We start from the raw sequence: 11,762 nt of genomic DNA, 5'->3' as shown, positions 1-11,762 counted from the left end.
CGGCTCGATTCACCCGAACTTGAAGGCCAAGATGATCCGGCACGCACTATCAGGAATACTTTTGCTTGCGACCGTCTGCGCCTGGGCCAATCCCCCCGCAGCTACGGCCACACCGCAGCCAAAAGAAATACAGTTGCAAGACCCCATGCCGGGGCAAGCGCTGCTGTATCTGGTGAGAATTTCCGGAGATATGGAGACAGTGACCGTGCTGGTGGATGGCGTCAAAGTAGCCACCATGCCACCGAATAGCTATACAGCCATCGGCGTCGCGCCCGGCGCCCGGCGGCTCACAGCCGCCACCCCTGCGGGCCAGGAACGCGTTACCGAGATCAGCGTGCAATCAGACGAACGGCGTTTTTTCTATCTACTCGCGACGTTTTCACAGCCAAGTGGTGGCTTTGGTCAGTTTTTTGGTTTAGTCGGTGCTCTTATCCAGGAGGCCGCTAACCGCCCCACCGCTACCAACGGGAACCGCGTCTGGACAGAGTCCCCGGAACCAGAAGCGAAAGGCATGATGGAAGGCATGGCGCTTGCCTTACCGGACTAGCAACGCCCTTCACGTCTCCGCCAAAGTTAAAACTGCGAATTACCAACCTCTTATGCGATCTCTGCTTTGGCGTATTTCTTTCATCAGTCTGCTGCTTCTTTGCGCAAAATTCGCGCCTGCGGCTGGCCTGGGAGTCAACGACATACACCAGCTGGACGGCATTCAGGTAGATGACAAATCAGGCACCATTACGCTGCTTCTGGTCATTGACCGGCCACTGGAAGACGGCCTGACCAAACCACGCGCCATCCGCAACTCAATGCCTATTCGGAATGGGTGCATAGCGCAGAGCTAGGCAAAGCTTTTCCTCACGCAAGGACTGATCTGGGGATTCGCATACTGATCACGCATCCCAGGGCGCGCTCGGCCCTGGGTAAAGCCGTGTTGTCGCAACTGGCCGGGCGCTGCAAAGACCTTCACTTCGAAGCGATATTCACCCTGCGGGATACGAAATTGTGAAGCGCCTGCATAAGCGTATCCGATGATTTTGTGACGCACGGTCCTTCGTGGGGGCGACCTACCCAGCCACCCGATCCCGAATCTGCTGCAGCGCCGCCGGGTCATCCATCGTAGTCAAATCTCCTGGGTCCCTGCCCTCGCACACGGCCTGAATCGCGCGGCGCAGCATCTTGCCGCTGCGGGTCTTGGGCAGGGCCGACACAAAGTGCACACGCGATGGTCGGGCGACTGCACCCAAGTCACCATCCACGCGTTTCATGACCTCGCCTTCAAGCTTCATCGCCGCTGCCTTGTCGGCCAGCACGCTCGAATCTTTGGGCACAGCAAAAGCCATCGCCACCTGGCCCTTGAGCTGATCGGCCACGCCGATCACCGCCACCTCGGCGACACCGGCATGGCCTGAAATGCTTTCTTCGATCTCGCGCGTGCCCAGGCGATGGCCGGCGACGTTGATCACGTCGTCGGTGCGGCCCAGGATGAAGTAGTAACCGTCTTCGTCGCGTATGCCCCAGTCGAAGGTTGAATAAACCATCTTGCCGGGCACGCTCTTCCAGTAGGTGTTGACGAAGCGCGCGTCGTCCTTCCAGATGGTTTGCATGAAGCCGGGCGGCGTCGGGCCTTCAATGACGACCACGCCTTTTTCATTGGGCTCCGTCAGCTCTTCGCCGGTGGACTCGTGCAGGATTTTCACCTTGTAGCCGTACATGGGCACGCCGGGGCTGCCGAACTTGCTGGCCTTCTTTTCGACGCCGTTGGCAATCGTGATGATGGGCCAGCCCGATTCGGTCTGCCAGTAGTTGTCGATGATGGGCACGTTCAGGCCTTCGCTGATCCAGCGGGCTGTGGGTTCATCCAGCGGCTCACCCGCCAGGAAGAACGCGCGCAGGCTGGAGAGGTCGTGTTTTTTGAGCAGGGCCGGGTCCTGCTTTTTCAGCACGCGCACCGCGGTGGGCGCGCTGAACATGCCGGTGACCTTGTATTTTTCGACCAGGCTCCACCAGATCGCGCCATTGGGCTGCTTGTCCATGCCCTGCGTGGGCAGGCCTTCATACATGATGGTGGCCATGCCGGCGATCAGCGGGCCGTAGACGATGTAGCTGTGGCCCACCACCCAGCCGATGTCGCTGGTCGAAAAATAGGTTTCCCCTGCGCGGCCGTCAAAGATGTGCTTCATGCTGGCGGCCAGCGCCACGGCATAACCGCCTGTGTCGCGCTGCACGCCCTTGGGCTTGCCGGTGGTGCCGCTGGTGTAGATGGTGTAGCTGATGGCGGCGGAGTCCAGCCACACGCAGTGCACCAGCGCGTGCATGTACTTGGCGCGCAGGGTCTCCCAGTGCAGGTCGCGCCCGGCCACGATAGGCATGGGCGCGAGGCCCCGGTCAACCAGCAGCACGGCTTCGGGCTGGTGTTTTGACAAGCGGATGGCTTCGTCAAGCAAGGGCTTGTACGCCACCACCTTGCCGCCGCGCGAGCCGGCGTCGGCGCTGATGATGACGCGCGGCGTGGCGTCGTCAATGCGCGAGGCGAGCGAGCCACTGGCAAAGCCGCCAAACACCACGCAGTGGATGGCGCCTATGCGCGCACAGGCCAGCATGGCAAAGGCAGCCTCGGCAATCATGGGCATGTAGATCAGCACGCGGTCACCCTTGACGACGCCCATGGCCAGCAGGCTGGCGGCCATGCGCTGCACTTCGGCGTGCAGCTCGGCGAATGTGTAGGTTTTTTCAACGCCGGTTTCGCTGGAGACGTAGATCAGCGCGGGCTGGTCTGGCCGGTCTTTCAGGTGCCGGTCTACCGCGTTGTGGCAGAGGTTGGTTTGTCCGCCTTCGAACCACTGGGCAAACGGCGGATTGTCGTCATTGCAGACGCGGGTGAAGGGCTTGTGCCAGTCGATCAGTTGGGCCTGCTCGGTCCAGAAGGTGTCGGGCTGGTCGATGGACTGGCGGTAAAAGTCTGCGTAGCTCGTCATGTCTCGTCTCCGTTTTTGCTTTTTGAATTCATGCTCAGATTTTGACGACGATACGGCCACGCACCTTGCCCGACATCAAGTCGGCCGCTTTTTCTGCCGCTTTCACCATCGGAATCTCCTCCACCATGGCCTCGAGCCTGGCAGTGTCCAGGTCTTTTACCAACCGGTCCCAGGCCTGCTGGCGTTTGGCCAGCGGCGCCATCACGCTGTCGATGCCCGCCAGGGTCACGCCGCGCAAGATAAACGGCATCACCGTCGCCGGGAAATCCGCGCCCTGCGCGAGCCCGCAGGCCGTGACCACGCCGCCATAGCGCGTCTGCGCGCAGGCATTGGCCAGCGTGTGCGAGCCAACGGCGTCCACCACGCCCGCCCAGCGTTCTTTTTGCAGCGGCTTGCCGGGTGCAGACAGTTCGGCCCGGTCGATCACGCTGGTGGCACCCAGCTGTTTCAAATAGGCTTCCTCGCTGGCCTTGCCGGTGGCCGCCACCACGGTGTAACCCAGCTTGCCCAGCAAGGCGACGGCCACGCTGCCCACGCCGCCGGTTGCGCCGGTCACCAACACCTCGCCGTCGCCGGGCTTCACGCCATGCCGCTCCAGCGCCAGCACGCTGAGCATGGCGGTGTAGCCCGCCGTTCCAATCGCCATGGCCTGGCGGGTGGTGAAGGCTGCCGGCAGCTTCACCAACCAATCGCCCTGCAAGCGCGCGCGTTCGGCCATCAGCCCCCAGCGCGTTTCACCCAAGCCCCAGCCGTTGTGCACAAAGCGGTCGCCGGTCTTCCAGCCGGCGTGAGTCGACTCGAGCACCGTGCCCGCGCCGTCAATGCCCGCCACCATGGGCCAGCTGCGCACCACCGGCCCCTTGTTGGTAATGGCCAGGCCGTCCTTGTAATTGAGGGTGGAATATTCGACCTGCGCCAGCACGTCACCGGCGGGGAGCTGGGCCTCGTCGGTGTCGGTGATGGCCGCTGAAAAGCCGGCGTCGGACTTGGTGAGCAGAAGTGACTTGAACACGGCGTTGTCTCCAGAGGGGTTGTTGTCTCAAACGGCCAGAAACGTTGGAAAATCAGCAAAACTGAATTCTTAATTATGGATAACGGGCTTTCAGGAGGCTGACGCGGCCCTTGGTGCGCCGGATTTCGCTATTGTTTTGATAGCTGCTTGCGCTTGTCCCTATTGGATAAAAGCTACTTTCACTGTTCAAATAGAGTGTGTTGTGGCTTCCCGGAGGTGGTTTGGAGCGGTTTTGCGCCGCTTTTGAGGCCCCAAGGGTGCCTCAATGGCAGATTTTGGCGATTTTTATGAGTGAAATCAGCCCGAAAGCCAATTGTGGCGAGCGCAAGCAGCTATTGTTTTGATAGCACATAAAACCAAGGGTCAGCCGCCCTCGTATGCTGGCGCAAGCGCAAACCCAGGCTCCGTCATCCAGTCGAGCCAATCACCCGAAAGAACCCGGGCGTGCGCCAGACGCACTTACTTATCGAAGGACCAGCCCCTGCCCCGTGGTGACGCCAAATGAGATCAAAGCAAACAGCACAGCAGCCTGCAAGGCAACGACCATGATGGAGAAGCCGATGAGGGACCGGCCTGGCACGCGGAAAATCGCGGCGTAAATCCCAATGCCGGCCATAAAGGCAAACACGAAGCCCATGAACCCGCCGGACAGCTTGAAGACCACCAGGCTCACAGCGGGCGCGGTGATGGCCGCGATGGCTGCAGCGCCATAACTGGTGTTGCCGGCATCGACAAACCCGGCGGCCCACTTCACCGGCATCAGGGTGATGAGGGCAAAAAGGACGAGGGGGAGCAGCAGGATGGTCATGCGGTTCTCAGGGGATTACGGGCTCGCCATGATACCGGCGCGCTGGGACTTCGCTGGAAATGGCTTCGCTGTTAACCCTGTGCGGCCGCAGCGCGGATTTCTGCTGGATCTGCACCACAACGGCAGCCCGCTGCTCCTATCGAAAAAGAGGTCCATTAGGAATGGATGTGGGCCAAACCGAACATGACCGTAGGCCGCTTTCTCATTGGTGCATAGCCTTCTCAGCCAGGTACTGGGCACGTTCAACTGTAATGCCCGAAAGCTGGTCAACTGCCAGTTGATCAGCCTCATTGGCTGCGGAATGCAACACAACCTTGGGCCGAAGACCTCCAGGCTGTATGTACACATCTGCGGACCTGGATTGCTCGGTTGGATACAGGTCAATTTGGTTGCAGAGCCAGCCAAAGAAACCGTCACCTTCCACTGGGGTGTCAAAGGTTTGAACATAGCGCTCAAAGCTCTGTTGACTTGCAGAAACCCACACACCCCAAACAAAGGGCTCACTAACGCCGTGTATTGGAATTTCCAAAACAGCTCTGACGAAGTAGTCGGTTCTTTCAGCATGACGGATAACGCAGAGGTCGTCGGACACCTGCCCGATGCTTTGCTTCTGCTCCTCTGTTAGCCAGGTGTATGGATCTGGCGCCTGAAATGCAAAGCTCGGTGAGCCCTCATGCAGCTCACCGCAGCATGAACATTTGAATGCAAAGATTGCTCCCATGAAATTGGAGGCCTAAAGTAAAGATGACCGGACCACCAACACTTGCGGCACAACCGCTCCCTGCTGTTGTGGGTCCGCGTTAATTGATATTTTATGGAACATGGCCACCACCTCCGCCAAGGTCCCCACTGGCGCCGCCAGGGTCATCAGTGGGCGGGATGAACGGTCCAGCCCTCGTGCGCGGCGTTGCATCCGCACGAAGAACAAGCGCGACAAATATTGCTCCGAAAACCGGCAACATCCATACAAGCGCGGATTGAAGTAGTACCTGCGCTCGAGTGTAGTTACCGCTCCGTGACACGGCAACGCAGACGCCAAAGTTTAGAACCGCCAAGCAGGCCGCGGTGAACCAGAGCCACCACGACATGTTATGCATCGAATCTATGGGGATGGGAAATTTCGGCATATGTTAGAACCGATTGGCAACTTTGAATCGGAACGTGGAGTGCCACGATCTCTGCAACGCCCCGGACATGGTGCCCGAAGCGATTCACGAACGTTGCGTCCTGGTCGAACAGCACACCGAGAGCAGCCATGTCGTGGCCATTCCAGGCGGCTTGAAATGCACCGGGCGCATCTTCAGGCTTTTTCATCTTGGTCATGGGTTTAGTCCTACGTCTCCCAGATTGCTATGGCGCCTGACGTTAGAGCGAAGCCGACGGTGCCGGCCAAAACGGGTCGGCGCTTGAGCGAGGGGTTAGGCGCCCTATCGCCGCGACTGAATACTCGTTTCATAGGGGGAGTCTCACATCAATTGATGATTTTGCCCATGCCATTCTCTATGCGGTCTCTCAGTTGTTGAATGAACTGTGAGTCATAGGGTTCCCAGCTTTCGAGTTCGCCAACAACTTTTACAGGCAGTTTGCTTCGATAGGACCGAGTCGGGTTGCCCGGGAACTTCTTGTCTGTGACGTTGGGATCGTTCTCAAATTCTCCCGTCGGTTCAACGATATAGACCCGCGGCCTGCCGCTGCCTTTGGCTATTTCCGCGGCAAGCCCGGCGCCTTTGGGAATGGCTGTGAAATAGATGTGATTCATCACAACGCTGTCGTCGTAATTTGATTTAAAGCCTGACGTCAGCAGATCGCCTGTCTGCAATCCGGCTTTCGTGCCATGAAAAAAAGGGCCTGTGTCCAAAGCTGCCATGAGTTGTTAAATGCAAACGGGGTTGGTGCCAAGGGAGAGTTGGATGAGGGGTTAGACGCCGTCACTGCATGCGTTGCCGTGCGCCCGTCTCGCTAACCCTTCGCTCCGAGTCGACGCTCCGGTTCATGCCTGTGCAAAAACTTTGTCAGGGAGTCTGGCGGAGAGTCGGTTCCCAAGTCTTCAAGCATCTGGCCAATGCTCCCGCGGTGATAGCCGCTGTGCGTAATGACGTGGAGCAGCATCTCTTCACAAGACATCTCGCCGCTGTCACCGTCAGCAAATGTGAAACGCACCCGATGTTTCAAACGCTCGGCGCTGACGCCGCGTACGAACTGCAGGTACCAGTCGTCTGTGGATTTCACGATCTCCCGCAACTCCGGCAAGCTCGGAGTAGGTTCGGAGTGCGTTGCCTTGAAGAGCTGCGTGGCGACGCCGGTCAGATGGCCTTGAAAAATTCGATCCACAACGTTGGCGTGATCAAGCGTGTGAAGCATGGCGCGAAACTCACCGGGATGCTGCTGCGCATCAAACTTTTCGAGGACGGCATGGAGCTCGGTGTTCGCCCATGCCTTGTACTCGAACAGTGAAACGAGAATGGTGTTCATGGCAGGTGGCGTTCCTTTTAAGTTTGGTATTCGCACGCTGCGAAGCCGATTGGGCCCAGCGTTGGACCTAAGCGACGCAGCAAGGCGTCCGCTTGCAGGAGGCGTTAGACGCTTGGCCGACAAGACAGACGAATTGCATTCCGATTCTCACCGAGTTCTACTTCAATCGGACCTCGCTCGTCCGCGCCAGCTTCAAAGTACAGCAACAAACCTTTCACCTGGACCGGTTGCCCGAGACGAACGATGAGCTCTCTTTCCGATACTCCGACAAGGAGCGTCTCGCATACAGCCGTATTCCTGTAGCTCGGCAGACAGGCACTTTTTTTAACGCACTCGACGGACTGTTGAACCTCGGCTTTTGGCCAGAGTGCCGCAGCAACACCAAACAACACCCCGAACGTGACGAGCGCGACCGCGGCGTGCTTCGGGCTGGGTTTCATTATCAAAGCGCCTAACGTTGACCGGCGCATAAGCCAAAAGCGCACGGACGCAACAGCGCGTCCCCGTCGAAGAACCACGTAGTCATCATTTGGCCATCCACGAGACGCGGTCCCGCGTGCGGTCCACCCTACAGGCGGCCGCAACTGGGCTTGCATAGTCCGGCGACATGCTCATTCCATCCTTGAGCGCCAGATACCAGCATTCCGAATCTCTCAATTTTCGCCAGGCCTGACTGCTTTCGCGCAACGCCTTCACCGCTTCAGTCACGTACTCCGGGCCATTTTCACGCAGGGCCGCTGAGAGTTTGAACTCTGCAGCTTTCTCTGCTGCAGCCAGTTGCCTCTCGAGCGGCTCGAGAAGCTTCTGACAGCCGTCAGCCGAGGGGGAACCACCTGGACAATCGCCGGCAGAGGCCGCAAACGAAATGAACATCGCCACTGATGCAAGAAAGTATTTCATTGTGGGACTAACGTTGGAAGTAAAGAGCAACAAGGACCGCCCGGCCAGCTACTCAAGAGCGTACTTGATCGGCAGATCCACCCAGGAGTCCACGGCACGGCCCCACTTCGTTCTGGCTGGGTTGAACTTGAACTTTTTCGCGCCCTCGACTGCGGCCGCATCCAGCGTGGCAGAACCCGAGCTTTGACGGAGCCGCACCTCGCCCGCGCTGCCACTCGCAAGGACCCGCACCCGCAACCTGACAACGCCCTGCTCTTCAAGGCGCCTGGCATGCGCCGGATACGCAAGCCTTGGTGAATCGACCTGGCTAGCAGGCTGCACAATTTCACCCGTGCCAAACGCACAGGCTGTCAGCACCATCGGCACCAGGGAGATAAAAAAGACGCGGAAGACGCGAGATAGGTATTTCATTCGGAACAAGGTACGGGTTGCAACTGGACAAAACTCAAACGCCTGCCAGGCAGCCAAAAAGCCTCACAGATCAAGCCAGCTTAGGACCTGGCTGAAAAATACCATGGGAATCCTGCAAGCAAGACTGTTGTGCAACCCAAACCAACTGCACGCAAACCAGCCAAACGGCATGAGCAGCATCAGCAAGATGAAAGCGTCAGTCAAATAGGCGAAAGGCCGTCTCTTTCGGATCTGGATGATGAGATCGATCAGGAACGCGCCCAGCATGATGAAGGTCATGAAACCAAGAAGAATGGCGATCCCCAGGCCAGTATCTCCGTGACGCTCTTGTGTGCGTGCGTACTCGAACGCTCTTTGTGAATACAGTTGCAAAAAGAGTAGTGGCGCTATAAATGCCAGGAGCCGAATGGCTACCGGTAATGCGTAATTTCTCATTGAGGCCTGAGTTGGGATGGAGGTGGCGCTGAAGGTGGTCGGCACTCAGTGGCTGGTTATCCACCCTTGACCTGAACGTTCGACATTTTGAGCGAACCAACGGCAGACCGGGCGGGCTTATCTGTATCAGGTGTGTTTGGTCCGCACCCTACTTCACCAACCCCAGCACATCCCTGAACACCTCATGCTCAGCGGTGCGCAGCCACTCAAACGCCACCATCTCGGTCGTCACCAGCTCGGCGCCGTTGCCGGCGAGGCGGTCAAACGCCGCATCGCGGTTGCGCTCGGTGCGTGAGCTGCAGGCGTCGGTGACCACCCAGACCTCGAACTCTTCTTCGAGCAGGTCCAGCGCGGTCTGCATCAGGCAGACGTGGGCTTCGCAGCCGGCGATGACGATGGTGCTTCTGCCCTCTTCCGGTTCGGGCGCCGGCTTTTGCAGGTGTTTGGGCAGGCTGCGGGCGTTGCCGCCTGTCGGCGCCTTGCGCACGGGTGGGCGCAGCATGTCGCCCAGGCCGTCGGCCACGGCGCTGAAGAACATCTTGTCCATGATCTTGCCGCCAGCGGCTTGAATGGCAGCCTGCACTTCGGGCACGGTGGCGCCCAGGCTTTCGGGGTTTTCTTCCGTACCCCACACCGGTACATCCAGCAATTTGGCCATGCGGGCCAGCTTCACGGCGTTGGCCATGACCAGGCCGCCTTCAAAAATGGCGGGCATCAAAAGGGTCTGGTAGTCGACCAGCACAAGTTGGGAGTCGTCGGCGTCAAGCAGCATCGGGGGTCCTGGGAAATTCTGGAGGAGTTCTCGGAAAGATCAGGCCGGACTGCGCTGCAGGCGCTCCACCAGGCCGATCACATAAGCATCGAACAGCAGCGTGGCGTCCTGCCCGAACATGCGGATGCGACCGGTATGTTTGAGGAGCAGCAAGCCCATGCCATGCGCGAACAAGGCTGTATTTTCGCGCAATGCGTCCTCAGCATTCAAACCCATGGCCTTCAAGGCCGTTTCGCAGGGCCGCAAGGCGTCGTGAAGGCGGTCGTTGAGCTGCTGGTTCAGCTCGGTGCCCAGGCCGCGCGGGCGCATGCCCTGCATGAGGTAAAAACCCAGGTCCAGGTCGCGCGGGTTGGCCGCAAAAAAACCAAACCAGGCGCTGGCCTTGGCTTCCAGCACCTCAGCCGGGCCGCCCCGCGCCTCACCCGCAGACGCCACCACGCCATTGAGGCGCTCCAGGCACTCGGCCAGCAAGGCTCCGTAAATGGCTTCCTTGTTGTCAAAATAGGAATAGATGGCCCCAGCGGTGTAGCCCGCCTCCTTGGCGATCTCGCGGATGCTGGCGCCGTCGATGCCCAGGCGTTCGAAGACGGACCGGGCGGCGTCCAGCATCAGGGTTCGGCGTAAATCACTTTGGGCTTGCTGGCGGTCTATTCGGGCTTGCATCAATTGAATATAGGCGGAAAGACCACCCGCCCATGGCGCCATTTTTGGTAAAAATTAACGCTTGTTCTAAAAATTGAACATTGTTTAAATTTAAAGAATGACGCACAGGAAGCACTGATGCCCTGCAGGCGGATGACCAGCCGGTCATCGCGGTATTGGCCTGCCCCACCGCCGGGCAGGCCAGGCCAGCCGGCCCCATTAGCTATTAATTTGATAGCTTCTTGCGCTCGCCCACAAAGGGCTGGAGGCCCATTTAATTCAGATCCAGCCCCACACCGTTATTCAGGCTCGATTCCCGCAGCCTTGATGATCTTTCCCCACTTCAGCGTTTCTGCCGCCTGGAACTTGCGGAGCTCTTCCGGGTTGCTGGTGAAGATTTCAGTGCCGCTGGCCTGGTAAAACGGTGCGGCCGAAGGGCTGCGGGCCGCCTTGACCAGCATGTCGCTCAGCTTCGCCACCACGTCCGCGGGCGTGCCGGCGGGCGCGTAGGCGGCAAACCAGTAGGTCATTTCATACCCCTTGACGCCGGCCTCGGCGATGGTCGGCACCTCGGGCGCCAACGGTGAACGCTGCCGGGTGGAAACACCCAGCGCCTTGAGCTTGCCGCCCTTGACCTGCGGCAGGCCGGTCGCCATGTCGGTGATCATCATGTCGATCTGGCCGCCCAGCAGGTCCGTCACCGCGGGCGGATTGCTCTTGTACGGAATGTTCAGGATGTAGGTGCCCGTCATCTGCTTGAACTGCTCGCCCGCCACGCGGCTGGACGAGCTGCCGCTGCCAAAAGACAGCTTGCCGGGTTTCGATTTGGCCAGCGCAATGAACTCCGCCACGCTGTTGACCGGCAGTGCCGGGTTGACCACCATGATCTGGCCGCCGCGGCCCAGCGCGGTCAGCGGTGCGAAGTCCTTGACCGGGTCGTAAGGTAGCTTTTTGAACAGGTGCTCATTGGCCGACTGCGTGGTGTTGGTGGTGATGAACACGGTGTAGCCGTCGGGCTTCGCCTTGGCGGCTGCCTGGGCGCCGATGAAGCTGTTGGCGCCGGGCTTGTTGTCGACCACCACGCTGACCTTGGTGTCGTTGGTCACGGCCTGGCCGATGGCGCGTGCCAGCTGGTCGGTCGCGCTGCCGGCCGCAAACGGCACGACAAAGGTGATCGGCTTTTCGGGAAAGCCCTGCGCCTGTGCCGCCATGGGCACGGCGAGAGGCGCGATGGCCCATAGCGCGGCGATGCCGAGCATGGCGGGGCGGATGCGGCTGTGGACGAATTTTTGAGTGGCGGTTTTCATGTTGTCTCCTGATGTTGTGATGAGGCGT

Annotated in this window: 15 protein-coding genes; 2 read left to right on the top strand and 13 right to left on the bottom strand. The window is 59.4% G+C overall.

All coding sequences use genetic code 11. The features are described from left to right. The first annotated feature begins 61 nt into the window (after positions 1–61). Positions 62–547: a hypothetical protein gene (locus ACXJKE_RS11140; RefSeq protein WP_457280637.1), complete on the top strand. Its 486-nt coding sequence runs from the start codon at positions 62–64 to the stop codon at positions 545–547. Between the two features lie 517 nt (positions 548–1,064). Here the strand turns inward: ACXJKE_RS11140 and ACXJKE_RS11135 are convergent. From ACXJKE_RS11135 to ACXJKE_RS11105, 7 genes are all read right to left on the bottom strand, one after another. Next, on the bottom strand, positions 1,065–2,975 hold the full coding sequence (locus tag ACXJKE_RS11135) for a propionate--CoA ligase (protein ID WP_457280636.1): 1,911 nt from the start codon (positions 2,973–2,975) through the stop codon (positions 1,065–1,067). Positions 2,976–3,009: 34 nt separating this feature from the next. After that, positions 3,010–3,987 carry an acrylyl-CoA reductase (NADPH) gene (acuI, locus tag ACXJKE_RS11130; protein ID WP_457280635.1) on the bottom strand — a complete coding sequence of 326 codons (978 nt, stop codon included), beginning with the start codon at positions 3,985–3,987 and terminating at the stop codon, positions 3,010–3,012. 463 nt (positions 3,988–4,450) lie between these two features. Then, positions 4,451–4,795: a hypothetical protein gene (locus ACXJKE_RS11125; protein WP_457280634.1), complete on the bottom strand. Its 345-nt coding sequence runs from the start codon at positions 4,793–4,795 to the stop codon at positions 4,451–4,453. 202 nt (positions 4,796–4,997) lie between these two features. After that, positions 4,998–5,516, bottom strand: a complete 519-nt coding sequence (locus ACXJKE_RS11120) for a DUF2199 domain-containing protein (RefSeq protein WP_457280633.1) — start codon at positions 5,514–5,516, stop codon at positions 4,998–5,000. Between the two features lie 368 nt (positions 5,517–5,884). Next, positions 5,885–6,118 carry a hypothetical protein gene (locus ACXJKE_RS11115; RefSeq protein ID WP_457280632.1) on the bottom strand — a complete coding sequence of 78 codons (234 nt, stop codon included), beginning with the start codon at positions 6,116–6,118 and terminating at the stop codon, positions 5,885–5,887. Positions 6,119–6,266: 148 nt separating this feature from the next. Beyond that, complete coding sequence (gene arr, locus ACXJKE_RS11110) at positions 6,267–6,662, bottom strand: NAD(+)--rifampin ADP-ribosyltransferase (RefSeq protein ID WP_457280631.1); 396 nt, start codon at positions 6,660–6,662, stop codon at positions 6,267–6,269. Between the two features lie 92 nt (positions 6,663–6,754). Further along, on the bottom strand, positions 6,755–7,267 hold the full coding sequence (locus ACXJKE_RS11105) for a DinB family protein (RefSeq protein ID WP_457280630.1): 513 nt from the start codon (positions 7,265–7,267) through the stop codon (positions 6,755–6,757). A gap of 92 nt (positions 7,268–7,359) precedes the next feature. Here ACXJKE_RS11105 and ACXJKE_RS11100 point away from each other — a divergent pair, with 92 nt between their 5' ends. Further along, positions 7,360–7,722, top strand: a complete 363-nt coding sequence (locus tag ACXJKE_RS11100; protein ID WP_457280629.1) for a hypothetical protein — start codon at positions 7,360–7,362, stop codon at positions 7,720–7,722. A 70-nt stretch (positions 7,723–7,792) separates the two neighbouring features. Here the strand turns inward: ACXJKE_RS11100 and ACXJKE_RS11095 are convergent, their stop codons facing one another. The 6 genes from ACXJKE_RS11095 to ACXJKE_RS11070 all read right to left on the bottom strand — a co-directional run bounded on the left by ACXJKE_RS11095 (position 7,793) and on the right by ACXJKE_RS11070 (position 11,734). Further along, positions 7,793–8,167 carry a lysozyme inhibitor LprI family protein gene (locus ACXJKE_RS11095; protein ID WP_457280628.1) on the bottom strand — a complete coding sequence of 125 codons (375 nt, stop codon included), beginning with the start codon at positions 8,165–8,167 and terminating at the stop codon, positions 7,793–7,795. A gap of 48 nt (positions 8,168–8,215) precedes the next feature. Beyond that, positions 8,216–8,578: an energy transducer TonB gene (locus tag ACXJKE_RS11090; RefSeq protein WP_457280627.1), complete on the bottom strand. Its 363-nt coding sequence runs from the start codon at positions 8,576–8,578 to the stop codon at positions 8,216–8,218. A 63-nt stretch (positions 8,579–8,641) separates the two neighbouring features. After that, entirely contained in the window at positions 8,642–9,058 is a 417-nt protein-coding gene (locus tag ACXJKE_RS11085; protein ID WP_457280626.1) for a hypothetical protein, read from the bottom strand. Positions 9,059–9,161: 103 nt separating this feature from the next. Beyond that, positions 9,162–9,785 carry an isochorismatase family protein gene (locus ACXJKE_RS11080; protein ID WP_457280625.1) on the bottom strand — a complete coding sequence of 208 codons (624 nt, stop codon included), beginning with the start codon at positions 9,783–9,785 and terminating at the stop codon, positions 9,162–9,164. Positions 9,786–9,824: 39 nt separating this feature from the next. Then, positions 9,825–10,448 carry a TetR/AcrR family transcriptional regulator gene (locus ACXJKE_RS11075; RefSeq protein WP_457280624.1) on the bottom strand — a complete coding sequence of 208 codons (624 nt, stop codon included), beginning with the start codon at positions 10,446–10,448 and terminating at the stop codon, positions 9,825–9,827. A 278-nt stretch (positions 10,449–10,726) separates the two neighbouring features. After that, a complete protein-coding gene (locus ACXJKE_RS11070) occupies positions 10,727–11,734 on the bottom strand; it encodes a Bug family tripartite tricarboxylate transporter substrate binding protein (protein ID WP_457280623.1) in 1,008 nt (335 codons plus the stop codon). Between the last annotated feature and the right edge of the window lie 28 nt (positions 11,735–11,762).

The organism is Polaromonas sp. P5_D5 (assembly GCF_054049435.1).
The sequence above is the reverse complement of the archived record's forward strand: the minus strand, read 5'-3'. Positions and strand labels throughout refer to the sequence as shown.

Coding starts and splice junctions, on each gene's coding strand:
- ACXJKE_RS11135 (WP_457280636.1), bottom strand. CDS start 2,975: ATGACGAGCTACGCAGACTTTTACCGCCAGTCCATCGACCAGCCCGAC.
- ACXJKE_RS11075 (WP_457280624.1), bottom strand. CDS start 10,448: ATGCAAGCCCGAATAGACCGCCAGCAAGCCCAAAGTGATTTACGCCGA.
- ACXJKE_RS11080 (WP_457280625.1), bottom strand. CDS start 9,785: ATGCTGCTTGACGCCGACGACTCCCAACTTGTGCTGGTCGACTACCAG.
- ACXJKE_RS11095 (WP_457280628.1), bottom strand. CDS start 8,167: ATGAAATACTTTCTTGCATCAGTGGCGATGTTCATTTCGTTTGCGGCC.
- ACXJKE_RS11070 (WP_457280623.1), bottom strand. CDS start 11,734: ATGAAAACCGCCACTCAAAAATTCGTCCACAGCCGCATCCGCCCCGCC.
- ACXJKE_RS11120 (WP_457280633.1), bottom strand. CDS start 5,516: ATGGGAGCAATCTTTGCATTCAAATGTTCATGCTGCGGTGAGCTGCAT.
- ACXJKE_RS11115 (WP_457280632.1), bottom strand. CDS start 6,118: ATGACCAAGATGAAAAAGCCTGAAGATGCGCCCGGTGCATTTCAAGCC.
- ACXJKE_RS11105 (WP_457280630.1), bottom strand. CDS start 7,267: ATGAACACCATTCTCGTTTCACTGTTCGAGTACAAGGCATGGGCGAAC.
- ACXJKE_RS11090 (WP_457280627.1), bottom strand. CDS start 8,578: ATGAAATACCTATCTCGCGTCTTCCGCGTCTTTTTTATCTCCCTGGTG.
- ACXJKE_RS11125 (WP_457280634.1), bottom strand. CDS start 4,795: ATGACCATCCTGCTGCTCCCCCTCGTCCTTTTTGCCCTCATCACCCTG.
- arr (WP_457280631.1), bottom strand. CDS start 6,662: ATGGCAGCTTTGGACACAGGCCCTTTTTTTCATGGCACGAAAGCCGGA.